Annotated in this window: 23 protein-coding genes and 1 pseudogene; 17 read left to right on the top strand and 7 right to left on the bottom strand. The window is 70.5% G+C overall.

Annotation, left to right across the window (positions count from 1 at the left end; translation table 11 throughout):
* Nucleotides 1-95: 95 nt before the first annotated feature.
* The 11 genes from ACFZB3_RS08895 (at nt 96) to ACFZB3_RS08845 (ending at nt 12,833) form a co-directional block, all read left to right on the top strand.
* Nucleotides 96-986, top strand: a complete 891-nt coding sequence (locus ACFZB3_RS08895) for an MBL fold metallo-hydrolase (RefSeq protein WP_391371894.1) — start codon at nt 96-98, stop codon at nt 984-986.
* Nucleotides 987-1,610: 624 nt separating this feature from the next.
* Nucleotides 1,611-2,909: an extracellular solute-binding protein gene (locus ACFZB3_RS08890; RefSeq protein WP_391371891.1), complete on the top strand. Its 1,299-nt coding sequence runs from the start codon at nt 1,611-1,613 to the stop codon at nt 2,907-2,909.
* The gene (locus tag ACFZB3_RS08885; protein ID WP_391371888.1) at nt 2,906-3,799 is read left to right on the top strand and encodes an ABC transporter permease subunit; all 894 of its coding nucleotides are present in this window, start codon (nt 2,906-2,908) and stop codon (nt 3,797-3,799) included. Before ACFZB3_RS08890 ends, ACFZB3_RS08885 begins: the two co-directional genes overlap by 4 nt.
* Nucleotides 3,796-4,707 (top strand): ABC transporter permease subunit, encoded by a 912-nt coding sequence (locus ACFZB3_RS08880; protein WP_391371885.1) that lies wholly within the window; start codon nt 3,796-3,798, stop codon nt 4,705-4,707. Before ACFZB3_RS08885 ends, ACFZB3_RS08880 begins: the two co-directional genes overlap by 4 nt.
* A 2-nt stretch (nt 4,708-4,709) precedes the next feature.
* Nucleotides 4,710-6,098, top strand: coding sequence for a carboxylesterase family protein (locus ACFZB3_RS08875; RefSeq protein WP_391371882.1), 1,389 nt, complete (start codon nt 4,710-4,712; stop codon nt 6,096-6,098).
* An 8-nt stretch (nt 6,099-6,106) separates the two neighbouring features.
* Nucleotides 6,107-7,237, top strand: coding sequence for an ROK family protein (locus ACFZB3_RS08870; protein ID WP_391372089.1), 1,131 nt, complete (start codon nt 6,107-6,109; stop codon nt 7,235-7,237).
* A gap of 32 nt (nt 7,238-7,269) precedes the next feature.
* Entirely contained in the window at nt 7,270-8,826 is a 1,557-nt protein-coding gene (locus tag ACFZB3_RS08865; protein ID WP_391371879.1) for a GMC oxidoreductase, read from the top strand.
* A gap of 2 nt (nt 8,827-8,828) precedes the next feature.
* Complete coding sequence (locus ACFZB3_RS08860) at nt 8,829-9,437, top strand: nucleoside deaminase (protein ID WP_391371876.1); 609 nt, start codon at nt 8,829-8,831, stop codon at nt 9,435-9,437.
* A complete protein-coding gene (locus ACFZB3_RS08855) occupies nt 9,434-10,369 on the top strand; it encodes a TIM barrel protein (protein WP_391371873.1) in 936 nt (311 codons plus the stop codon). Before ACFZB3_RS08860 ends, ACFZB3_RS08855 begins: the two co-directional genes overlap by 4 nt.
* A gap of 332 nt (nt 10,370-10,701) precedes the next feature.
* The gene (locus tag ACFZB3_RS08850) at nt 10,702-12,018 is read left to right on the top strand and encodes an aminotransferase class I/II-fold pyridoxal phosphate-dependent enzyme (RefSeq protein WP_391371871.1); all 1,317 of its coding nucleotides are present in this window, start codon (nt 10,702-10,704) and stop codon (nt 12,016-12,018) included.
* 95 nt (nt 12,019-12,113) lie between these two features.
* Nucleotides 12,114-12,833: a hypothetical protein gene (locus tag ACFZB3_RS08845; protein ID WP_391371868.1), complete on the top strand. Its 720-nt coding sequence runs from the start codon at nt 12,114-12,116 to the stop codon at nt 12,831-12,833.
* A gap of 95 nt (nt 12,834-12,928) precedes the next feature.
* Here the strand turns inward: ACFZB3_RS08845 and ACFZB3_RS08840 are convergent, their stop codons facing one another.
* Entirely contained in the window at nt 12,929-13,138 is a 210-nt protein-coding gene (locus ACFZB3_RS08840; protein WP_391371866.1) for a hypothetical protein, read from the bottom strand.
* A 110-nt stretch (nt 13,139-13,248) separates the two neighbouring features.
* Between ACFZB3_RS08840 and ACFZB3_RS08835 the strand changes: the two genes are divergently transcribed.
* Entirely contained in the window at nt 13,249-14,049 is an 801-nt protein-coding gene (locus ACFZB3_RS08835) for an IS5 family transposase (RefSeq protein ID WP_391372086.1), read from the top strand.
* Nucleotides 14,050-14,233: 184 nt separating this feature from the next.
* Here ACFZB3_RS08835 and ACFZB3_RS08830 read toward each other — a convergent pair whose 3' ends face one another.
* Nucleotides 14,234-14,875, bottom strand: coding sequence for a hypothetical protein (locus tag ACFZB3_RS08830; protein ID WP_391371863.1), 642 nt, complete (start codon nt 14,873-14,875; stop codon nt 14,234-14,236).
* A 185-nt stretch (nt 14,876-15,060) separates the two neighbouring features.
* Between ACFZB3_RS08830 and ACFZB3_RS08825 the strand changes: the two genes are divergently transcribed.
* Nucleotides 15,061-15,663 (top strand): hypothetical protein, encoded by a 603-nt coding sequence (locus tag ACFZB3_RS08825; RefSeq protein ID WP_391371860.1) that lies wholly within the window; start codon nt 15,061-15,063, stop codon nt 15,661-15,663.
* 260 nt (nt 15,664-15,923) lie between these two features.
* On the opposite strand, the pseudogene ACFZB3_RS08820 reads toward ACFZB3_RS08825, so the two are convergent.
* The 3 genes and pseudogenes from ACFZB3_RS08820 to ACFZB3_RS08810 form a co-directional block, all read right to left on the bottom strand.
* Nucleotides 15,924-16,115, bottom strand: a pseudogene (locus ACFZB3_RS08820) (aminoglycoside phosphotransferase family protein); the annotation flags it as partial.
* Between the two features lie 39 nt (nt 16,116-16,154).
* Entirely contained in the window at nt 16,155-16,622 is a 468-nt protein-coding gene (locus tag ACFZB3_RS08815; protein WP_391371857.1) for a TetR family transcriptional regulator, read from the bottom strand.
* Nucleotides 16,623-16,868: 246 nt separating this feature from the next.
* A complete protein-coding gene (locus tag ACFZB3_RS08810; RefSeq protein ID WP_391371854.1) occupies nt 16,869-17,657 on the bottom strand; it encodes a maleylpyruvate isomerase N-terminal domain-containing protein in 789 nt (262 codons plus the stop codon).
* Nucleotides 17,658-18,219: 562 nt separating this feature from the next.
* Here ACFZB3_RS08810 and ACFZB3_RS08805 point away from each other — a divergent pair.
* Nucleotides 18,220-18,450: an e9imm peptide gene (locus tag ACFZB3_RS08805; protein ID WP_391371851.1), complete on the top strand. Its 231-nt coding sequence runs from the start codon at nt 18,220-18,222 to the stop codon at nt 18,448-18,450.
* A 9-nt stretch (nt 18,451-18,459) separates the two neighbouring features.
* Here ACFZB3_RS08805 and ACFZB3_RS08800 read toward each other — a convergent pair.
* Nucleotides 18,460-19,391, bottom strand: a protein-coding gene (locus ACFZB3_RS08800) for an IS5 family transposase (protein ID WP_391371848.1) whose coding sequence is annotated in 2 segments (ribosomal slippage) — nt 18,460-19,029 and nt 19,032-19,391 — 930 coding nt in all. Because the reading frame shifts where the segments join, the coding sequence is not laid out codon by codon here.
* Nucleotides 19,392-19,547: 156 nt separating this feature from the next.
* The gene (locus ACFZB3_RS08795) at nt 19,548-20,090 is read right to left on the bottom strand and encodes a winged helix-turn-helix transcriptional regulator (protein ID WP_391371845.1); all 543 of its coding nucleotides are present in this window, start codon (nt 20,088-20,090) and stop codon (nt 19,548-19,550) included.
* A 422-nt stretch (nt 20,091-20,512) separates the two neighbouring features.
* On the opposite strand from ACFZB3_RS08795, the gene ACFZB3_RS08790 reads away from it, so the two are divergent.
* The 3 genes from ACFZB3_RS08790 to ACFZB3_RS08780 all read left to right on the top strand — a co-directional run bounded on the left by ACFZB3_RS08790 (nt 20,513) and on the right by ACFZB3_RS08780 (nt 23,557).
* Nucleotides 20,513-21,241 (top strand): alpha/beta fold hydrolase, encoded by a 729-nt coding sequence (locus tag ACFZB3_RS08790; protein ID WP_391371842.1) that lies wholly within the window; start codon nt 20,513-20,515, stop codon nt 21,239-21,241.
* A gap of 83 nt (nt 21,242-21,324) precedes the next feature.
* Entirely contained in the window at nt 21,325-22,047 is a 723-nt protein-coding gene (locus ACFZB3_RS08785; RefSeq protein WP_391371839.1) for a hypothetical protein, read from the top strand.
* Between the two features lie 535 nt (nt 22,048-22,582).
* A complete protein-coding gene (locus ACFZB3_RS08780; RefSeq protein WP_391371836.1) occupies nt 22,583-23,557 on the top strand; it encodes an alcohol dehydrogenase catalytic domain-containing protein in 975 nt (324 codons plus the stop codon).
* Nucleotides 23,558-23,595: the final 38 nt, after the last annotated feature.

Here is a 23,595-nt window from a genome sequence, read left to right as displayed (position 1 = left end):
CCAGGTAAAGCGATCGCTATACATGGATGGCTGAAGAGCAGCGAACGCGACGCACCCCGATCACGGGAGCGTCGAAAACCGAGGGGAACATGATCATGAGCTCGACCGAACTCGCCTACGACGTGTTCATCAACGACCCGCCGAAGCAGGACAACGGCGCACTTCCGAACGGAGAGGCGAGGCTGTTCCCGCCGCTGGCCAGCACCCTGATCTACGGCACCGAGGACGCCGTGCTCGTCGACCCCGGCCTCACGGCCGACCAGGCGCGTGCACTGGGCGACTGGGTAGCCGGCAAGAACCGGAACCTGACGGACATCTTCATCACCCACGGCCACGGCGACCACTGGTTCAACACCAACGTGCTGGCGGAGCGGTTCGGCGCACGTGTCGTGGCGACCGAGGGAACCATCGGCCAGATGCACGCCAACGTCGCCGCGCGGCCGTTCGTCTGGGACAAGGTCTACCCCGGCATACCGGAGTCCCCGGTGACCGCGGTGACGGTGCCGGACAACCGGTTCACCCTCGAAGGCAAGGACCTCGTCATCGTCGAGGCCGGCTACACCGACACCGACGCCTCCAGCGTCCTGCACGTCCCCGACCTCGGACTGGTCGTCGCCGGCGACGTCATCTACAACGGCGCCCACCTCTACCTCAGCGAGACCTCGCTCGCCGGCCTCGACGCCTGGCGCCAGGCGATCGACCGGGTCGCGGCACTGGACGCCCGCCACATCGTCGCCGGGCACCAGGACTCCGCCCTCGACGACGCGGCCGCACGCACCATCGCCGAGACCCGCGAGTACCTCGACGTCGCCGAAGAGCTGTTCGGCACCCAGAAGACCGCCGTCGACTACTTCAACGCGATGGTCGAGCGCTACCCCGACCGGCTGGGTCGCACGGTCCTGTGGGCGACGGCCCAGGCCGTGTACGGCATCCGCGAGAACCCCGGGGAGGACCCGGTCCAGTTCATCGCCGGCGGATGGCTCTGACAGGGCCCGTTGAGAAACAGGTTCTCGGAGTCATGGACGATCACGCTCTTCGCGGAGTCGTGATCTGACGAATAGCCAGTGAGCCCGGCTGGAGCCGCCGTTGTCCGGGGCTCCAGCCGGGCTGTCCCTTGTTGTGGAGGGGCGGCAGTCGGTGGCGGCCCGTCCGCCTCCGTCGACGTTGAGTTCGACGCGCAGCCGGACAGCGGCAGCAGGCGTACGACTGGCCACATCAGCAGACGCACTCTCCCGCCTCCCCCTTCGCAGACGACTCGGCGGTCCTCCACCAGGGTGTCCGGGTCACCTTCGATCGCGAACTGGCCGCCCGCCTCGGGAGCGCCCCAGGATCGGCGACTTGGGCCATGGTTGGCTTCGTCGGCGAGGTGGGGCCGAGCGGAAGGACCGGGAGTGGGTGGGGCGGGCCCCGGGCGCCGCCGTAGCCGCCTGCGTCCCGGCGCACAGGGGCGCCGTGATCCTCGGCAGAACGCTCCTGCTCAGCACCCGGCCGATTTCGCTACAAGTTCCGAAATTATTCGTGATGGCTCGGCCACGCCCGTGCAACACGGCGTTCGTAGCTTCGCAGTCAGCGATAACGCTGCTTTCCCGCGAAATCCAGGAGCCCCCGAAATGTCCCTCCCCTCCAGACGCGGTGCCCTGAAGCTGACCGCCGGCCTGGCGCTGCTCGGCGCCGGTGCGCTCACCGGCTGTGGCCGTGGCGACGCGACCACGGCCGCGAAGTCCTCCGCCGCGCCCGTCGACGACTCTCCGGCCACCGGCACCCTGAACGTCTGGGCCGCCCAGGGCGACGCGGACGTCCTGGCCAAGGTGATCAAGCCGTTCAAGGCGGTGAACCCGAAGCTCACCGTGAAGTTCACGCTGATCCCGAACGCCGAGTACTACACGAAGCTCCAGTCGGCGATCGCCGCGGGCAAGGGACCGGACGTCGCCCAGTTCTTCCCGGAGTCGCAGGCCCAGTTCCTCGACCCGTCGATCCTGCGGGCCGTGCCGGACGGACTGGTCGAGCCGAAGTCCTTCTTCACCAGCCTCTGGGACGCCGGGGTGGTCGGGGACGTCGCCTACACGGTCCCCTGGTACGCGTACACCTACGCGCTCGTCTACCGCTCGGACCTCGCCAAGAAGGCGGGCGTCACGGCGCCGACCACCTGGGCGGGGACGGTGCCCTTCCTCAAGGCGCTCCAGGGCGCCGGGGCGGCGCACGGGCTGGGGGCGGACATCGGCTGGGACATCTTCAACGGCCAGGACGTCGCCATGTACGCCTGGCAGGCGGGCGGCTCGCTGCTCTCCGGCGGGAAGTGGACGCTCGACACCCCGGCCATGGCCGACGCGCTCACGTACAACGCGTCGTTCTTCACCTCCAAGGTCGCCGACACGAGCGGACCGACCTTCCTGGACGCACAGCCGTACTTCGTGTCCGGCAAGACGGCCATGATGATCACCGGTCCGTGGGTCGTCGGGCAGCTCGACACCGCGGCCAAGAAGACCGGCTGGACTGCCGCCCATGTCGCCACCGCGCCGCTGCCGGCGGGCTCGTCGGGCAGTGCGTCCTTCGCTGCGGGCGGCAGCTGGGGCGTGCTCGCCGACGCCGGAAACCCCGACGCGTCGTGGAAGTTCGTCCGGCACCTCGCGAAGCCCGGCACCCAGGTCGCGCAGTACAAGGCGTACAGCTCGCTGCCTGCCGTCGTCTCGGCCTGGGACGACCCGGCGATCAAGGGGCAGCCACTGCTGAACGCCTTCCTGACCCAGCTGAAGAACACCCGGGCGTTCCCGCAGGTGTCCACTTGGCAGCAGGTCGCCACCCGGCTGGGCAAGGAGATGGAAGCCGTGGCCAAGGGCACCGAGAGCGCGGCGAAGGCGGCGGCGAACGTGCAGGCGTACGCCGAGAGCCTCGGCACGGGGGCGCGGTGAGGACCCGCCGGACGACGGTCGGAACCCGCCGGACGGCCGTCGGCTGGCTGTTCCTCGCGCCGTTCACGCTGGTCTTCCTGGTCTACACGGCCGTGCCCACCGTCGCCGCGCTCGGCTTCAGCCTCACCGACCTGCGCGGCTCGGACCTGCGGCATCCGCTCGCGGTGGACTTCACCGGCCTGGAGAACTACGTCCGGCTGTTCCAGGACGACAGCTTCGTGCGGGACATCCTCAACACCGCGCTGTTCGTGGCCGTCGGGGTGCCCCTGACCATGGCGGCCGGGTTCGTGCTGGCCCTGGCGCTGAACTCGGGCATCCGGCGGCTGCGCGGCGCCTTCCGCACGGTCTTCTTCGCACCGGTCGTCACCAACGTCGTCGCGGTCGCCCTGATCTGGCAGTACGCCTTCAACGAGAACGGCACCGTCAACAGCGTGCTGTCCGCCGTCGGCCTGGCAGGCCCGAACTGGCTGGACGACACCCATCTGGCCATGCCCGTGGTCATCGCACTCGGAGTGTGGCGCAACTTCGGCACCGCGATGGTGCTGTTCCTCGCCGGGCTCCAGGCGATCCCGGGGGACGTGTACGAGGCGGCGGCCCTCGACGGGGCGGGCCGGTGGCGCCAGCTCAGGCACATCACCCTGCCGATGCTGATGCCCACCACCCTGATGGTGTCGGTCCTGCTGACCGTCTTCTACCTGCAAGTGTTCGACGAGCCCTACCTGCTCACCGACGGCGGCCCCCTCGGTTCCACCGAGTCGGTGGCGCTGTACACCTACCACCAGTTCGGCGTCGGCCAGTTGGGCATGTCGTCCGCCGCGTCCTTCGTGATGCTGGTCATGGTGGCCCTGGTGAGTGTCGTCCAGTTCCGACTGCTGAGGCCCCGCTCATGACCGCCGTAGCCGCGTACGAAAACGCCGACACCGACCCCACCGACACCCGCACCGAACCCGTCGCCGCCGACCGGACCGCCCTACGCCGCCGGTCCGTCGCCCAGCCCCTGCTGTACGCGGCGCTGGTGCTGTGCGCGCTGCTCACCCTGCTGCCGTTCGTCTGGGTGGCCGGCGGCTCGCTGCGCAGCCTCGACGAGATCCGCTCCGACCCCGGCGCCTGGCTCCCGCACCATGCCACCCTCGACAACTTCGTCCGGCTGTTCCGCACGCAGGGCTTCGGCCGGTTCCTGGTGAACAGCGTCGTGGTGGCGGTGATGGTGGTCGTCGGGAACGTCGTGGCCGCGTCCGCGGCCGGATACGCCCTCGCCAAGCTGGAGTTCGCGGGGAAGCGGCTCGCGTTCGGTGCGGTCATGGGGGCGATGATGGTGCCGTTCACCACGGTCTTCGTCACCCAGTTCGTGATCACCGTCGACCTGGGTCTCGCCGACACCCTGACCGGCATCGCGCTGCCCGCCGTGGCGCTGCCGCTGTCGGTGTTCATCATGCGCCAGTACGCGCTGTCGGTCCCCGACGAGCTGCTGGAGGCCGCCCGGATCGACGGGGCGGGCGAGTTCCGGATCTTCTTCCGGATCTTCCTGCCGCTGGCCGGTCCCGCGGTCGCGACGATCACGATCATGTCGTTCCTCACCTCCTGGAACAACTTCATCTGGCCGCTCGTCGTCGCCCAGAGCATGTCCACGTACACCCTCCCGGTGGGCCTCGCCGCCACCAGCCAGGCCGCGGTGCACGTCACCGACTACGGTCTGATGCTGGCCGGTGCGATCGTGGTGATGCTGCCGGTGCTGGTGCTCTTCCTGTGCCTCCAGCGGTACTTCGTGCAGGGCATCGCGGGAACGGGGATGCGGTGACGGTGATCACGACGGACACGGTGCGGGCCCCGGCGGGCACGGTCGTCGGCCGCCGGGAGGGCCGAGTCCGGCGCTTCCTCGGCATCCCGTACGCCGAAGCACCCGTCGGCGTAAGGCGGTTCGCGGCGCCGGTCCCGCGCGGCCGGTTCACCGAGCCGTACGACGCGGCCCGGCACGGCGCGACCGCGCAGGCGGTGCCGCTGTCGGCGACGACCACGATCCCGGAGCCGTCCGTGCCGGGCGACGACGCGCTGAACCTGGGCGTCGTCGCCCCGGTCGACGCCGAGCGCTGCCCGGTCCTGGTATGGATCCACGGCGGCGGCTTCCTCGCGGGGAGCCCGGCGAGCCCCTGGTACGACGGGCGTTCCTTCACCCGCGACGGGGTCGTCACCGTGACGGTCGGATACCGGCTGGGCGTGGACGGGTTCGCGCCGCTGGACGGCGTACCGGCCAATCTCGGGCTGCGCGACATGCTGCTTGCCCTCGACTGGGTGCGGGAGAACATCGCCGCGTTCGGCGGCGACCCGGACCGGGTCACCCTCGCCGGGCAGTCGGCCGGAGGCGCGGCGGTGCTGGCCCTGCTGGCGTCACCGGCCGCCCGGGGCCGTTTCCAGCGGGCGGTGAGCATCTCCGGCGGCTTCTTCGAGGTGGGCAGGGACACCGCCCACGGTTTCCTGGCACGGCTCGGGGAGCGGCTCGGCGTACCGCCGACGCGCGAGGGATTCGGCGGCGTCGGCATGGCACAACTGCAGCGGGCGGTGGGGGATGTGAGAGGCGAGGAGGTGCTGGTGCTCGGGCCGGTCACGGGTGACGACATCCTGCCGGTGTCCCTCGCCGAAGGGCTTGCCGGGCATGGGCTGGACGTACCGCTGCTGCTCGGGGCGACCAGCGACGAGTTCGACGGCGGCGGGAGAGCGGGCGCGGCAGCGGATGCGGCAGCGGATGCGGATGCGGATGTCGCAGCGAACGCGACAGCGTGGTCCGCCCGCGCGGCCGGCACCCGGGTCACCGACACCCTCTTCCGCGCCGCCTGCCCGCGCGCGGCACGCCTCCGGCGGGAGGCCGCCGCCGGCACCTGGCTGTACTCCTTCGAATGGCCCTCCCCCACCACCGGTGGCGCCACGCACTGCGTAGACATCCCGTTCTTCTACGACGTCCTCGACGCACCGGGCGTCCCCGCGGCCCTGGGCCCGCGCGCGCCGCAGGAGCTGGCCGCGTCGATGCACGCGGACTTCGTCGCGTTCGTGCACGGACGACGGCCGGCCTGGGCGCAGGCGACCGGCGAACTCGGCGACACGGCACGCGAGTACGGCCGTCCTGGCGCCGCGCCTGCCGCCGACGTCACGGGCGGGTACGACCCCGTGGTCCCGGCAGCGGCGGAGGCGTGCTGATGGCGGGGATGAACCAGAGCGCGGTACGCCGGGTCAACACGTCAGTGATCCTGCGAGCGTTGGCGGTGTCGGCCGGACCGACGACGCTCACCGCCCTCGCCGAACGGACGACGCTGTCACGGCGCACCATAGAGCTGATCCTCGACTCCCTCCTGACGGCCGGCTGGGTGGCCGAACTCGACCGGGTACCCACCCAGGGCTGTGCCGGCCGGCCCGCCCGGCGCTACGAACTGCGCGCCGAGCACGCCCTGTTGGCCGCCGCGCAGATCACCACGGAGACGGTGTCCGCGGTCGTCGCGGACGTACGCGGCCGTATCGTCGGCCGGGCGCACCGCCCGCTGCGCTCCTACCCGGACCCGCGGGCCTCGCTCGACGACGTGGCGGCGCTGGTAAGGGAGGCGCTGGAGGACGCGGGCGGGTCGGTCGAGCGGCTGCGCGCCGGTACGCTCGCGAGCGGTGGCGCGATCGACGACGACGGCGTGGTGCGGCGGCTCGTGCACACGACCCGGTGGGAGGGCGTGGACCTGCCCGCGGAACTCACCCGCCGGATCCGGGTGCCCTGGTTCGCGGACAACGACACCAACCTCGGTGCCCTGGGCGAGCGTTGGCGCGGCGTGGCCGGTGACCACGACAACGTCGTCTGGGCGATGCTCGGCAACCGGGCCGGCCTCGGCATCCTGATCCGGGGAGCGGTGCACCGGGGGCTCGACGGAGCGGCGGGCGAGATCATCGAGGCGGTCCCGATGCGCACGGACTCGGTCGAGGACCGGCCGGTCGCCTGGCTCACCTCGCCGGAGCCGGAGCGCCGTGCCGTCGCGCTCGGCCGTGTCGAGGCCGCCCGGGCGGGCGAGGCGGGCGCGCTCGCCGAGGTCGACGAGTTCGTGGCGCACATCGCCACCATCCTCACCACCCTGTCCTGGACGGTCGCCCCCTCCCTGATCGTGCTGGGCGGCGGCCTGGAGGACGCGGCCGATGTGCTGCTGCCCCGGGTACGCGAGGCGTTGCGCGCCGCCCGCACCCCCGCGGTCGAGCTGCGGGCCACCGGCCTGGGCCGCGACGCCGCCCTCGTCGGCGCCGTGAAGCTGGCACTCGACCGCATGGACACCCAGTTGTTCGGTCCTCCCGTACCGAGCCTCTGACCCTCTGCGTCACCGATCATTTGGAGTCCTCTGTGCCCCACACCCCCCACACCCATGTCCTGATCGTGGGCAGCGGCATCATGGGCGCCGTCGTGGCGCGGCGACTGCGCGAGTCCGATCCGGCGCTGCGGATCACGATGGTCGAGGCCGGCACCGCGATCGGCGACACCCCCGGCAGGCACCTGCACGACCTCGACGATCCCCTCCTGTGGGCCCGCTACAACGAACAGGTCGCCACCGGCATCCAGGGCATGTACACGGGCGCCGAGGTGGTGCGCGAGGTCCCCGGCGACCTCGCCGACCTGCCGCCCGGCATGTACCACGCGCTCGCCTTCGGGGAGGACGCCGAGGCGATGCCCCAGGCCGCGCTCGCGTGGAACGCGGGAGGCATGGGTGTGCACTGGACGGCCGCGACACCCTGGCCGGCGGGGCACGAGGTGTTCGACTCCGGGGATCCGGCCACCTGGGCGACGGACCTCGACACCGCCCGCCGACTCCTCGCGGTCGCACCGGCCGCGATCGGTCCGACCGTGGTCGGGCAACTGGTCCTCGAAGTACTGCGCCGCCGCTACGACGGCATAGGACCGGCCGACCGACGCCCGCAGCCGATGCCCATGGCCGTCACGCCGACGACCGCCGGCCCCATGCCGCGCACGGCCCCGGCGACGATCTTCCCGCCGCTCGCGACGGGCACGGACCCGGCCTTCACCCTGGTCACCGGCACGCTCGTCACCAGGCTCCGGGTCGTGCACGGCCGGGTCGCGGGGGCCCGGCTGCGCCGGGTCGCCGACGGCTTCGAGTCGGACCTGGACGCGGACGCCGTGGTGGTGTGCGCCGACGCGCTGCGCACCCCGCAACTGCTCTTCGCGTCGGGCATCCGCCCGGACGCGCTGGGCCGCCGGCTCAACGAGCACGCCTTCGTCACCGCCCGCGCGCTGCTCGACCTCGACCGGTTCGGCATCGGCCTCGACGCGCTGCCGCTGCCGCGCCCCGGCGAGTTCAGCACCGACTCCCTGTGGCTGCCGCACAACGGCGCCGCGCAGCCGTTCCACGGCCAGATCATGAACCGCACGTACCTGGACGGGGCGGGCCGCCCGCTCGCCCACTCGGTCGGTATCTCGCTGTACGTCCCGGTAGAGTCGCGTCCGGAGAACCGGCTGGTGTTCTCGGAGTTGGACACGGACCTCGCCGGACTGCCCCGGATCGGCGTCGAGTTCACCCACTCCGCCGCCGACCGGGCGCTGATCCGCCGGGCGCAGGACGAAGTCCGTTCGCTGGCCGAGGAGTTCGGTTCCTTCGATCCCGCGACCGAGAGCGCCCTGCTGCCGCCCGGCTCCTCGCTGCACCTGACCGGCACCGTCCGCTCCGGCCCCGCCGACGACGGCACCACCGTGTGCGACCCGGACGGCAGGGTGTGGGGCCACGACAACCTGTACCTCGCCGGCAACGGCGTGATCCCCACGGCGATGGCCGCGAACGTCACCCTGACGGGCGCCGTGACCGCCGTCCGGGCCGCCCGCGCCGTCACCGCGCACACCGCGGGCCGGCGGGATCCCGCGCTGACCACCACCCCTCGACAGAAGGTCTGACCATGATCGACATCCCCAGGGAGTTCCGCGTCTCGCTGCCCGCGTGGATCGACGACGAGCTGGCCGACGTGCCCGCGGTCGTCCCCGACCGGGCGGACCGGATGCGGCTCGTGCACCGGCTGGCCGACCGTAACTGGCGCGAGGGCAACGGCGGTCCGTTCGCCGCGCTGGTCGCCGAGCAGGACACCGGCCGGATCGTCTCGGTGGGCGTGAACGTCGTCCTCGCCTCGGGTGTCTCCAGCGCCCATGCCGAGGTCGTCGCCCTCGGGCTCGCACAGAAGGCGACCGGCGGCTGGGACCTGGGCGGCCACGGCGTCCCGGCCCACGAACTCGTCGTCAACTGGCGTCCGTGCGTCCAGTGTTACGGCGCCACCCTCTGGTCCGGGGTGCGCGGTCTCGTGGTCGCGGGACAGGGCCCGGAGCTGGAGGAGATCACCACCTTCGACGAGGGCCCGCTCGGCGCGGACTGGGCCGAGCAGTTCGAGGCCCGCGGCATCAAGGTCGTGCGGGACGTGCTCCGCGACGAGGCACTGACCGTGTTCCGCGCCTACCGGGAAGCCGTCGACGCGGACGAGGTCGCCGTCTACAACGCCCGAGGAGGCTCCGAGTGACCCCGCGCTTCGCCACCGACATCATCACCTTCTACCACCCCGACTTCTGGGGCCTCGGCTCCGACGGTGCCGTGCGCGACAAGGCCCTCGCCGACCCCGTGGCCTTCTGGGAGCGGGTGATGGACGCACTCACCGAATCCGGCGTCACCGGCATCGAGTTGACCTTCGCACCCGGTGACATCGGCTCGGTGCTGCGGGCGTTCGGCAGCGCGTCGGCGTTCCGGCGCGAACTGACCTCCCGGGGCCTGTCGTTGGTGAGCACCTTCGTCGCCGACAGCGACGCCCCCAGCTGGCAGGACGACAACAACCTCCCGGCGATCGTCGCCGACGCGGAGCGCCGCGCGGCCTTCCTCGCCGAGGCCGGAGCCGACCTCCTCGTCGCCGGACTGCCCATGCGCCGGACGTTCGGGACCCGCCCGCCCCTCTTCGTCGACGCCGCCTACATGAACCGGATGGCCGGCATCGCCCACGCCGTCGGCGAGGCCGTCGCCCGGCACGGCGTGCGACTCGCCCTGCACACCGAGTCCAACAGCACCCTCTGGTACGAGCGCGACATCGACCTCTTCATGGCCCTCACCGACCCGCAGTACGTCTGGCTGTGCCCCGACTCCTGCCACATCGCCCTCGGCGGCGGCGACCCGGTGGCCGTCGCCCGCCGCCACGCACCGCGCATCGCCCTGGCGCACTGGAAGGACGCGGTCGGACCGATCGACACCCACCTCACCGTCGACGAGACCGTGTACGCCCAACAGCAGCCGTACATGACGGAGCTGGGCAAGGGCATCGTGGACTGGCCCGGCTGGGCGGAGGCCATGTCCCGCACGCCCGGAGCCGGCACGGTCCTCATCGAGCTCGACATGGCGCCCGATCCGGTCGCTGCGCTCCGAGCCGGAACAGCAGTGGCGCGGGCATCACTGCGCGGGCATCACTGAACGGGGCCGGGTGAGCGCGTTCGCGGGCAGACGCCCAGGGGAAGTCGCGGCAGCGGGAGCAAGGCGCGGCTGCGGTGGCGAGGACGGTCATGGCAACCGCGCTGGGGCCGCCGTAACCGCATCACTCCGACATCGCCCCACTCGGCCCTGCCGCCCGAGACCGTCGTGGCCGGGAAGGAAACAAAGATCCTGGACCGCTCGCAGTCCGAGCAGGTCAAAGTCCGTGTAGACCGTCGAAGCTGCGAACGTACACCCCCGCCGCCGTCTTTGGCATAGGACATATTTATTATGGCCTATGCCAAATGCTATGGTCTTGAAGGAGGTGACGGCCGGTGCGGATCAACGGGACGACGGCGACGGAGATCGCCGGCAGTGTGCGGGACCTGATCGCGTCCGGTCAGTTGGTGCCGCAGGACCCGCTCCCGCCGGTGCGCAAGCTGGCCGAGGAGCTGGGGGTGAACCGGAACACGGTGGCCTCGGCCTACCGGCAACTGGTGGCCGCAGGTGAGGCGGAGACCCGCGGCCGCGGCGGGACGGTCGTGATAGGCGTGCCGCAACTGGCCGGCGAGGGCGCGTGGTTCGGCGGCCGCCTGATCGATCTGGCCAGCGGCAACCCCGCCCCGGAGCTGCTCCCCGATGCGCTGCAGGCGCTCCGGGGCGGCGAGTACCGGCCCGCGCTGTACGGCGCGCCGTCGGTTGATCCGGACCTTGCCGCCTGGGCGCGGGAGCGGTTCACGACGGACGTTCCCGCGGACGGTTTCCGGGTTCTGGTCACTCATGGCGCGGTCGATGCCACGGAGCGGCTGCTCAACGCCTATCTCACCCGCGGCGACGCGGTCGCGGTGGAGGACCCGTGCTTCCTGGCCAGCATCGGCACCCTGCGGCTGAACGGTCTGCGCACCGTCGCGGTCCCGGTCGATGAGGCGGGGATGCGGCCGGAGGCCCTGCGCGCGGCGCTGGAGGGCGGGGTGCGGGCGGTGGTCTGCACGCCGCGGGCCCACAACCCCACCGGTGTGAGCATCACCCGCGAGCGCGCGGCCGAGCTCGAATCGGTCCTCGCGGCGCATCCTCAGGTCCTGGTAGTCGAGGACGACCACTTCTGGGCGGTCTCCCACGTGCCGTACCACCGGATCACACCGCCCCAGGTCACACGGTGGGCGCTGGTGCGCTCGGTCTCGAAGTTCCTCGGGCCGGATCTTCGGCTCGCGCTCGTCGCGACGGACGAGGAGAGCGCCCAGCGCCTGCAGACACGGCTGAACACCGGGACGACGTGGGTGAGCCGGCTGCTCCAGCACGCCGCGTACCGGCTGCTGAGTGATCCGCAGGTGCACCGGCTGACCGCCCGCGCGCGCGGCGCCTACGTCGAGCGCAGCTCACTGCTGCTGGCCGGGCTTGCCGAGCGGGGTATCGGCCGTCCGCCCGGCTACCGGCCGGACGGCCTGAACGTCTGGGTGCCGCTGGGCACAGAGTCCCGCCCCGTCGCCGATGCACTGGCGCGGCGCGGTTGGGCGGTCCAGCCCGGCCACCTCTTCGCCGCCGGGACCGGCGGCAGCCAGGAGATCAGGGTGACCACCTCCACGCTCACCACGCAGCAGGCACGCGAGTTCACCGACGACCTCGCCGCCGTCCTCCACGCCCGCCCTGCCTGATCCGCCCCGACCAGACGCCGGCGGCATGCGCCACCACGACAGACCGCTCCTTCCCCTCCCCCCGCTACCCGCACAGACAGAGAGGCCGACAAGCCATGCGTACACACATAGTCGTCCACGAGGCGTTCGAGGCCCCGGGGGCCTTCGAGGACTGGGCCGTCTCCCGGGGCCACGACCTCGGTTTCTCGCGGGTCTACGAGGGCGACGCGCTGCCCGTGTCCGGCCAGGACATCGACCTGCTGATCGTGATGGGCGGCCCCCAGCAGCCCAGCACGACCGTCGACGAGTGCGCGCACTTCGACGCCGCCGCGGAGAAGGCCCTCATCTCCTCCTGTATCGACGCGGACCGGGCCGTCATCGGCATCTGCCTCGGTGCCCAGCTCGTCGGCGAGTCCCTCGGCGCCGCCTGGGCACCCAGCCCGCACACGGAGATCGGCTCCTTCCCCGTCACGCTCACCGACGCCGGCCGCGCGCACCCCTTCCTCACCGGCTTCGGGGACTCCTTCCACACCGGCCACTGGCACAACGACATGCCCGGCCTCACCGACGACGCGACCGTGCTCGCCACCAGCGCCGGATGCCCTCGCCAGATCGTCGCCTACAGCCGCTACGTCTACGCCTTCCAGTGCCACTTGGAGTTCACCCCGGAGTGCATCGAGGCCCTGATCGAGCACGACGAGAAGGAACTGGCCGCACTCGCCGACCGGCCCTACGTCCAGCAGCCCGCCGAGCTGCGTGCCAACGACTACAGCGAGATGAACGCCAAGCTGATGACGTTCCTCGACCGGCTCACCGCGGACTACACCGCCCGTTGACGGTCAGATCGCCGCGGGCCATAGACACGCCTGGATGGGCATATCCCATCCACCCAGCGATGTAGCGGGGCGACGACGATGCCCGAAGCCGACCCCTAGTGCTCCGTCAGCTGCCGGGCGACGGTTTCCAGTACTTCGTCGGAGAGATTGCGGTCGGCGACGGCCCTGGCGATGAGCGTGGCACCGACGAGGGCGCTGAGGGTGAGGATGGCTTCGGCGCGCGCATCCTCGGAGTCGTTGCCGCCGAAGAGGTCGAGGTAGCCGCGGACCCGCTTCTCATAGGCTTCCTTAACGACTCCTAACAAAAGGCGGCTTGTGGATCTCCGGGAATGACGGCATGTCAGTTTTCGTTGATGCTGGCCGAAGGGGGTGCGAGCCAGTCGAAACGAGGAAGACCGCTGCCAGACCCTGGGAGATCGAAGACGAGTTGTGGGCGCGCATCGAGCCGCTGCTGCCGGCCGTCCCGCGTAATCCGCGACGTCCGGGTCGTAGGCGTCTGGACAGTCGCAAGGTGCTGTGCGGGATCCTGTTCGTGCTGTATAGCGGGATCCGCTGGGAGTTCCTGCCCCGGGAGCTGGGTTTCGGCTCGGGGATGACCTGCTGGCGACGGCTGCGGGACTGGAATGAGGCCGGGGTCTGGCAGCACCTGCACGAGCTGCTGCTCTGCGAGCTGCGGGCCGCAGACCTGCTGGACTTCTCCCGGGCTGCGGTCGACTCCAGCCACATCCGCGCGATGAAGGGCGGGCCGGCTACCGGTCCGTCCCCGGTAGACCGGGGCAAGACCGGCAGCAAGCACCACCTGATCGTCGAGGCACACGGCATCCCGCTCGCGACGATCACCACGAGCGGCAACCGCAACGACGTCACCCAACTGATCCCGCTGATCGAGGCCGTCCCGCCGATCCGCGGCAAGCGCGGCCGGCCACTGCGCCGCCCCAAGCACCTCTACGCCGACCGTGGCTATGACCATGAGGTCTACCGGGACAAGGTTCGCCGGTTCCAGATCACCCCGCACATCGCCCGGCGCGGCGTCGGGCACGGCTCCGGCCTGGGCGTCTACCGCTGGGTCGCGGAAGGGGCGATCGCGCTGCTGCACTGGTTCCGGCGCCTGCGTACCCGCTGGGAGATCCGCGACGACATCCACCACGCGTTCGTTACCCTCGGCTGCGCCGTCATCTGCCGGCGACGACTGCGCACCGCACTTTGCTGGGAGTGAGGGCAGGCGATGTGCTTGAGGAGATGGCCCGCTCGATGCGTCAGAACGCACGCGTAGCAGCCGAGCCCGCACAGCCTCACAGCCGGGATTTCAGCACGTCGACCTCACATCGTCCGCAGGGCCCGCTCGCACGCCGCGTCGCGGCCCAGTTCGCACGCGAAGCGTGCCGGCTCGGTGTTGCGCGTCAGCGGTGGTCGACGTAGGCGACGAGCCCGCCGACGGTCAGGCCCAGCGCGCATCCGCGGCGGAAGGCCTCGTAGCGCATGACCGGGGTGTGCTGCGCCTCGGTCATCGCATACGGTGCGCGGATCCCCAGTTCCACGCCGCACAGGCACACGACGTAGCCGTGACGCAGGGCGGCGGCCGCCCACTTGGGGTCGTGCGGGACCCAGGTCCGGGAGTAGATCTCACCGTCGGGCGTCCGCAGTTCCAGCCGGGAGTAGGTGTACCCGAGGCACTGATCCAGTTTTGGCTGTTCATCGGGTATCTCGTGCAGCTCCCATCCGGGGATCGAGGGCAGGTCGCAGAAGACCTCGGGCGGTAGGCGCCTCATGCCGAACAGGATGGCGCCTTCGATCTGCGGTTCCTCGGGTATCTCGTCGAGCGAGGCTCCCTTCGGCACGACGTACCCGAAGTAGCCCACGCCCACGGCATGCCTGAACTCGAAGAGGGCCGTGGGCATGCGGGGTGTCTGTGCGGGATGGAGGGTGACTGTGCCTTCCGCGGTCTCCAAGCCCCCCAGCACGCACTCAAGCCCCAGCGCGGGGTCGTCGCTGAACAGGATCTGCCCAAGGTCGTCGACCTGTTCGAACTGATGCCAGCTCATCTCCTGCAGCCCTCCGGTTGGTTGCCGTTCCGCGTCCGCGAAGCAGACGATGGAATGTTGAACCATCCTATTGAAGGATCGTTCAACAATCCATACATTGGAACGCGTGCACCACCAGGCCGGCGGTTTCGTCGAAAGCAGGGGTGAGGGTGAGCGCGGAGGAAGCAGGCACAGGGCGGACAGGCGTGGCTTGGCGGGTGCTGGTGGGCGCCGCAAGCACCGGCACAGCGTTGGCGCTGTGGGCGATCGTGCGCACAGCCGTCGTCGCGCACGCCCAGTGGATCGACGAGCTGTGCGCGCTGGCGATCCTCCTCGCCTGCGTATTCCTGGGCACGTGCTGGTACTTGGACATCCGGTGGCTGCTGTGTGCGGTGTGCCTCCTCGGCATGTTGTTCCTGCAGAACAAGGAGCTGGATCAGCAGGTACTGCACCAGCACGGGCGTACCGAACACGTCAGGGTCCGACAGATTCAGTGGTCCGTCGGCGACGGCATGGGTGACAGCGCCCACCTCTACACGGTCACCGTCATCGACGGCCCACCGCTGGCTCCGATCGAGGAGAACGGGCTCATGGCCTGGAAGTGGGTGGTAGGCGGCACTTACACGGTGACCGTCGATCCGCAGGGCCGTGCCCCGCTCAGGCGAGGGGACAAGCAGCCCGGGCCCCCGGTGATCCAGCAGATCCTGCAGATCCTGCTCGGCCTCGGTCTGGTCTTCACTCTGTGGCGGCCCGCAGGACTTCTCCTGCGCCGACAACGCGTCCCGTCAGCCGGACCCACTCAGCCATAGGGGCTGTGACTGAGCGGCGCCGGGTCGCCGGCAATTTCACCCGCTGGTCCCGGGAGTGTGGATGGTCGGCGTCGTCTCGGTTGATCCGGTCCCGCTCACTGTCGCGACGACCGGCTTCATATACGCCGACTTTTCGATCTTTCTGTCACCCACGGCGGTTCCAGTCCTCGTGGCAAAGCGCCAACTGCCGTGCGCACGTTGTGGGCGCCGCAGGATTGACAGATGTCGCGCCCACGTGCCAACCACCTCGCTCAATCACACCCCGCGGCCGCGGCGATCGCGAGCACGGGCGGATTGTGCCACAGGACTTCCGGGGTCGGCAGCGGCGCCAAAGTCATCGCCTCGACCTGGACGTCGATGCGTGCCTGATCGGCGTCCACCTTCAGGAACACGTCGCCGACGCGCAGGGTCGCGCGCTCGGAATGGGCGCCGACGACCTTGACCTCCTCCATGGCGACCAATATCCCGGATGACCGTCGACGTCGCCGGGTTTATCGCGTGCGATTGCGCGGCTGACTGCATCCCGCTGCCCGGCGGCCTCGTGCACGACACCGACCGCTGACCAGGCCAAGCCCAGCACTTTTGTTAGGAGTCCTAAGGGCCTGGTCGCCGCGCCCGGCGGCAGCGCCGAGGGTGACCAGCGCGCAGCCGGTGCCGGGAGAGCCGCGGTGTTCCCGTCCGAGGTAGGTGTCGACGATGCCGGCGTACCGGTCCTGCTCGCCCATCCCCGCGAGCTCTTCCACCTCCACCGGACGCTCGGCGAGAGCGGCGGCGGCAGCCTGTGCGATCAGGTCCTCCCGGGAGGCGAAGTGCTTGTAGAAGCCGCCGTGTGTCAGGCCGGCCTCCTGCATGATCTCGGCGACACCGGGACCGGCCAAGCCGTCCTCACGGACCTTGCGGGACGCGACGCGCAGCACCCGCTCACGGCTCGCCGCCTTCTCCGCCTGCGAGTGCCCCATGGTCTGCCTCCCGTCGAGGAGCGGCACAGAGCCGCCCACATCAAGATGATTTCCATCATCCAAAAGACGGCAGACAAACATCGCAGGCCGCCCTCACCTCCCTGCGAGCCGGAGGCGGCCCGCCGGAGCCGCCGGCGGCGACAGACGTCCGGCGACGACCGCGCTTCCCTCCGGCCGACCGAAGAGCACCGGGCACGGTTCCGGGGTGCTTGGCGGTGCCGTCGAAGACCTGTCGAGCCCCGGCCCTCAGACCAGGTTCAGCTTGTCCAGGAAGCTCGCCGCAGCGGTCACGTCGCCGGCCACCTGTGTCACCTCGCGCCACGGAGTCCGGGTGGTCGACCAGGCCAGGAAGTCGAAGGTCGACGAGGTCACCACAGCCGCAGGGGCCGGAGCCGTACGGGCGGGTTCCACGACGACGGCATCCCCGATCCGGCGGACAACGACGCTCGTCGATGCCGGTCCGGTCAGGTCGAGGCCGATGGGCGCCCGCAGGGAGCGATACAGGTCGGGCTGCATCTTCGGGATTCCGGCGATGAGCCAGTAGACGGCGGGCCCGATCCGCTCCTCGTCCATGGGTGGCCGTGCGAGGCTCAGCGGTCCTCGGGGAGCGAGGAGATCGAAGTGCAGGTGCGTGGCGAGGTCGAAGGTGAACATGTTCGGGATGGCGTGCAGTTCGTACGTCCCCAGGTCGAGCATCTCGGCGGAGGACGACGCCAGGGGCTCGTGCTGGAGGCTCTCGAACACGGGAAAGGCGATCTCCGCCTGGGTTCGCAGGAAGTCGAGGATCGCAGCAGGCTTCTGCTCGCGCGTAGGACCGACCATGACCTCGTTCAGGCGCTCGACGCCGAGGGGCGGATCCGGGTTCTCGGCCATCCCTTGGATGGTGGCGACCAGCAGCGAGATGAGCTGACCGGCGTGTGAGAAGACGTCCTTGACCGTCCAGCCCTCGGCACCGCTGGGGCGGCTCCAGTCGTCATCGTCGAGCGATCCGCCCAAGGCAAGCACATCCTGCGTCAACAGGCGAAAGCCCGTCATTCCCTCGACCGTCATAGTCGCCTCCACTCTTTTGGGCAGGTCTGCAACTCGCCGTCACCAGAACGCCGGCCGGACAGGGGCCGCCGAAGTGCACGCCCAGCCGCTTGGCCCGCCGGTCTCGGGCGCGTGCCCCAATCGAAGCAACGCCCGCCTCGCCCGGCATCCCGTGGCGTGCGTAGTAGCGGAGTCGGCGCCGCCACGAGCAGAGGCGCCGGGGGGAGGACCCGCGGACGCGTTCGAACGGCCGCCGTGAAGGGGACGCGGCGTGACCGGCGTGCTCCGGGGGCCGGTCGCGCCGCCGCTCCGGCCGGTGTTGTCGGCCGTCGGAACTGCCCGACGTGGAGATCCCCACGGTCGTCGAGCGGGACGCACTGCCGGTCCGCACGACCTCGGCGACCCTGTGCGGCACCGACCGCGCACCGACTCGCTCGGCCGGGGGCTATCAGGGCTTGGCCCAAGGGGATCTCAACCGGGCCGCGGGGGTGAGATGAGGAGAGGTGAGGTGCTAGGAGCTGTCCGGGCGATCATGCGTCCCGCTAGGGTGACCTGGTGGAGGGACTTGATGAGTGCTGTGGAGATGAGTCGCGCGGAGGCGGTCGCGCTCGTGCAGCGGATCATGCAGGCGGACTACGCCTCAGACGATGAGGTGAACGGCTGGCTGGACAGGCTCGACAGAGCCCTGGCATGCCCGTCCGGTCATGTCAGCGGCTTGATCTTCTGGCCGCCGGAGCGGGAGCTTTCTGCTGATGAAGTAGTCGATCAGGCCCTGGCGTATCGGCCGGTCGCTCTGTGAGGTCGGTGCTCAACTCCGAAGCCAGATAAGCAGAGCCGCGCTGGTCGCAGCGCCCAGGAAGACGTAGCCGCGTTTGTCATAGCGGGTGGCCACGGCCCGGTACTGCTTCAGTCTGTTGATCGCTCGTTCGACGGTGTTGCGCTTCTTGTACCGCTCTTCGTCGAAGCCGGGTGGCCGTCCGCCGTGTGAGCCTTTGCGCAGGCGGGCGGACCGGCTGTCGGTCTTCTCCGGGATCGTGTGCCGGACGCCCCGGCGCCGCAGGTATGCGCGGCACGGGCCGTTGCTGTATCCCTTGTCGGCCGCGACGCTGTCGGGCTTCGTGCGGGGCCGGCCCGGACCGACCCGCGGAACGCGGATCCTTGCCAGCACCGTCTGGAACTGGGTGCAGTCCGCCCGCGGCCCCGGCGTGACGACCAGGGACAGTGGACGACACCAGCCGTCGGCGCTCAGGTGGAGTTTGCTGGTGAACCCGCCCCGCGAACGGCCCAGTCCCTCACCTCCTGCACCACCTCCACCAGCCGGGCGAGCAGGCTCTGCCATGGCGTTTCGCCCCGATGTTCTGCCGTCTCGGCCCCCTTTGACGCAGGTGCCGACGGCGGTTCGGTCCGCGCACCGGCCGCGTGCTGATGGGCACGCACGATGGTGGAGTCCACCGAGATGTCCCAGTCGATCTCGCCCGCGGCATCGGCAGCAGCCTGAACCTGTTGCAGCAGACGCTCCCACGTGCCGTCGGCCGACCACAGCCGGTGGCGTTCATAGACGGTCTTCCACGGCCCGAAACGCTCAGGAAGATCCCGCCAGTGCACCCCGGTCCGCACCCGGTGCAGAATCCCGTCGATCACCTGCCGGTGATCCCGCCACCGGCCACAACGCCCATTGCTCACCGGCAGGAACGGCCGCAGCCGCTCCCACTCGGCATCCGTCAGATCACCCCGCCCCATGCCCGTAACAACGACTCAGGCACATGGCGGTCACATGATCGCCCGGACAGCTCCTAGTCGGCGGGACTGGTCTTCGTGAGCGCGGGCCCGCGCTGTCCCGCTGCGAAACCACGACCCACGGTTCGAGGAAGGGGGACGGCCAGGGCACCCGGCCTTTCAGCTGCCCGCGGCCTGCTTTGCCGGAAGTGGATCGAGCAGGCGATGAGGCTCGCGCAGCCCCATGGCCACCGGGTCCGTGCGGGCTCCTTCTCCTGGGGCTTCCAGGGGAATCACCATGACGTCCTGCGGCTCCGGGATCACGCCGCACGCAGCACAGCGTGCCGTGGGATCGAGGGGTTCGCCGCAGTCGGCGTGCGTGAACACCCGGCGCGGCTCACGGCCATCGGCCGCGTAGGCCTCGCCCCAGGTGCGGAGGGCGTACAGGGGCGGCCACAGTGTCTTCCCCTTGTCCGTGACCTCGTACAGCTGGCGCCCGCCGTGCTCCGGGTCGGGTCGCCGTTCCAGCAGGCCGGCCTCGACCAGGGTGGTCAGCCGGGCGCTCAGCACCGACCGGGGTGCGTCGAGGTGGGCGGAGAAGTCGTTGAAGCGGCGGACGCCGTAGAAGGCGTCCCGCATGACCAGCAGCGTCCAGCGCTCGCCCACCACCTCAAGTGCGCGCGCCAGCGAGCAGTCCTGATGTGCGTAAGTACTGGGCAACACCTCGCCATGAAACCACAGAGGACTTCTTGGGTCCAATGATTGGATCCAAGGGTGGGGGACGGCCCGACCGAAACCGCGCGGAGCCGGGCCGGAACCGGCGGCGCGGCTCCGTGGCCGAAGGTCATGCTGGGCATCGGCTGCTCCTTCGGCCGACGGGGTGCGGCACCGCGGATGTTTCTCGCCCCTCCGACGGCGCGTCATCCCGTGTCATGCGTTGTACCGGCAAGAGCGCGGTCCCGTGCCCCGCAGCGCACGGGATCACGTCGGCAGCGGACTACGGATCGCGCGGGATGCCACGGGGTGCCTGGTGCCGGACCGTGGTCCCGATGGCGCCCTGCCCCCGCAGGAGCGCCCGCCCACGCCCTGGCCCGGGGCCCGCTCCGCAGGCCGGGGTCGCCGGAGGAAGCGAGAGGAATACGATCATGACCTCACCCGCATCGTCTGCCACCGTGGTGCTCGTCCATGGAGCGTTCGCGGACGCATCGAGCTGGTCCCGCGTGGTGTCCCGGCTGAGCGCGGCGGACGTGTCGGCCGTGGCACCGGTCAACCCGCTGCGGGGCCTCACCTCCGACGGCGAGTACATCGCGAGCGTCGTCGCCCAGATCGACGGCCCGGTCCTGCTGGTCGGCCACTCCTACGGCGGTCCGGTGATCACCTACGCGTCCGCCAAGGCGGCGAACGCCAAGGGGCTGGTCTTCGTCGCCTCCTTCGGCGTCGACCAGGGTGAGTCCACTCTCGGCTCGAACGAGGCCTTCCCGCCCGCCGAGCTGGACAGCTCCCTGCTCCCGCGCACGTATCCGGTCGCCAAGGAGACCGGCACCGAGTTCTACATCCAGCCGGAGCGCTTCCACTCGGTGTTCTGCGCGGACCTGCCCGACGACGAGGCGGCCGTGCTCGCGGTCAGCCAACGGCCCGCCGCCGATGTGGCGTTCGGTGAGCCCCTGGCGGTCGAGCCGGGCTGGAAGCGGCTGCCGAGCTGGTTCGTCGTCGCCGGGGCCGACCACGCGATCAACCCCGACGCGGAGCGTGCCGCCGCCAAGCGCATGGGGTCGACCGTCACCGAGATCGCCAGTGGCTCGCACGCCATCGCGCTCACCCACGCGGACGAGGTGGCCCGGGTGATCGTCGGAGCACTCGGCGAGATCCGGTAGTGCCCGACGCGTGTCGCCAGGACGCCGGAGGCCTCCTGGCGGACACTCGAAGCTTGCGCCGGGCCCTTGGACGTGAAGGCGAAATGACCGACCTACTTTCAGCAGCCCTCGAAGCTCACGGTGGCCTGCAGCGGTGGAACCGCTTCACGACGGTGACCGCCACCATCGTGAGCGACGGGGAGCTCTTCGCGGACAAGGGCCTGCCCCAGGACCTCGAACCGCGCCGGATGACCGTCAGCCTGCACGAGGAACACGCCTCGGTACTCCCGTTCGGGGCTCCCGACCAGCACACGGACTTCACGCCCGACCGCATCGCGATCGAACGCGCCGACGGCACCGTCGTCGCCGAGCGGCGCAACCCGCGGCGGGCGTTCACGGGCCACACCCTGGAAACGCCCTGGGATCCCTTGGACCGCGCCTACTTCAACGGCTACGCCCTGTGGACGTATCTCACCACCCCCTTCTTCGCGACCATGAACGGCATGGGGGTGGCGGAGGCGGAGCCCTGGACCGAGTCGCCGACCGAGCGGTGGCGCCACCTGCGGGTCACCTTCCCGGACGACGTCGCGAGCCACAGCACCGTCCAGGACTTCTACTTCGGGGACGACCTTCTCCTCAGGCGCCACGACTACCACGTCGACATCGCCGGCGGCTTCGCGGCCGCGCAGTACGTCTACGACATCGACGAGGCCGACGGAATCAAGTTCCCCACCAGACGTCGCGCGTACCTCCGCCGGCCCGACGGGCGCCCCGACCACGACCACCTCATGGTCAGTATCGACCTGAGCGACGTCCACTACGTCTGACCAGCGGCGGCCGGTTCGTCGCCCGTGCGCAGCCACCGCGCACCGCAGATGACCGAGGTTGCCCTCCGCTGCTCCCGCCCACCGGGCCCGGGACTTCGCGCAGGCTCTGGTGAGCCTGCGCGCACGGCATGCCGGGCCCCGCCGGTCCGGCGCTCCAGCGGCCGTGGTCCAGGGGACGGCGACGGAGCTGCGGTGACGGGCAGGTCCGGTCCGCTCCGGTTGCGGGGCTCGGGTGAGGGTTCTTTACTGGGAAGTACAAATCTGTCGGCGCCAAGCGGTCCACGACGTGGCGTGGCGGAGCAATCCGTCGGCGGCGGGGCGCTGCAAAGCGGCTGGGCACGGGCTGCCGCGTCACTTCGGGCTGAGCGCTGCGTGTCGGCGAGTCTCCTGAGGGATCCCGTCGGGCAGGAGGCGGAATTCCGGTTCCTCGCCAGGGGCTCCGTTCCCTTCGTCCTCTCGCAAGCGGAACGGGACCTGGTTGCGCCGGCGTCCGAAGTGGTGTCTCGAACAGCGACGGAGCAAGGAGTCGTGTCCCATGCTCGCCATCCAACTCACCCGGTTCGGGGAGCCGGAGAAGAGCCTGGAGGTGGCGGACCTGCCCGAGCCCCCGGCTCCCGCCGCCGGGCAGGCGCTGATCCAGGTCGAGTACGCCCCGCTCGACCACCATGACCTTCTCCTGGCGCAGGGCGTCTATCCCGTACGGCCTGAGCTGCCCACCGCCATCGGCAACGAGGGCGTCGGCACGGTCGTGTCCGTGGGGCCCGGCGTCACGGAGGTCCGTCCCGGGGCGAGAGTCCTGCTTCCCTTCGGCGTCTTTTCCTGGTCCGAGCGGGTCGTGGCCGAGGCAGCGGACCTGACCGTGGTGGACAAGTCCATCAGTCTTGAACAGGCGGCGATGCTCACCATCAATCCCGTCACCGCGGGGCTCCTGGTCGGCCTGCGTGACCTTCCGGCCGGTTCCTGGGTGGTGCAGAACGCGGCCAACAGCGGGGTGGGCCGGTCCGTCATCGTGTTCGCCGGGGAACGTGGGCTGCGCACGATCAACATCGTGCGCCGCGCGGAACTCGTGAGCGAACTCCGTGGTCTCGGCGCCGACATCGTGGTGGCCGACTCCGCGGACGCCGGCGCGCGCGTGCGGGAAGCCGTCGGATCCGATCCGGTACTCCTCGGCTTCGACGGTGTCAGCGGAACGGCGACCGCACTGCTGCTGGACGTACTGACCGACGGCGCCCTGCTGACGGTCTACGGGTATCTGAGCGGCCGGCCGTTCACGCCCGATCCGGACGTGCTGAGGGCGAAGAACATCACCACGACGGAGTTCTGGATGTACCAGGACGAGTTTCTGCCCCGGCTTCCGGCGTTGGCCGCGGAGTCCGCGCAGCTGGTCGCGGCGGGAAGACTCGTCCTGCCCTCAGCACCCGTCTACAAGGCGGCGGACTTCCCCAAGGCACTCGCGTACTTCCGGGAGCACGGCAAGGTCCTCCTGGACTTCAACCCGCTTCGTGCGTAGGCGCCGCCGATCACACACCGCCGCTGCCGGGGAGCCGG

Source organism: Streptomyces sp. NPDC008092, assembly GCF_042957285.1.
Taxonomy (GTDB): Bacteria; Actinomycetota; Actinomycetes; order Streptomycetales; family Streptomycetaceae; genus Streptomyces.
The sequence above is the reverse complement of the archived record's forward strand: the minus strand, read 5'-3'. Positions and strand labels throughout refer to the sequence as shown.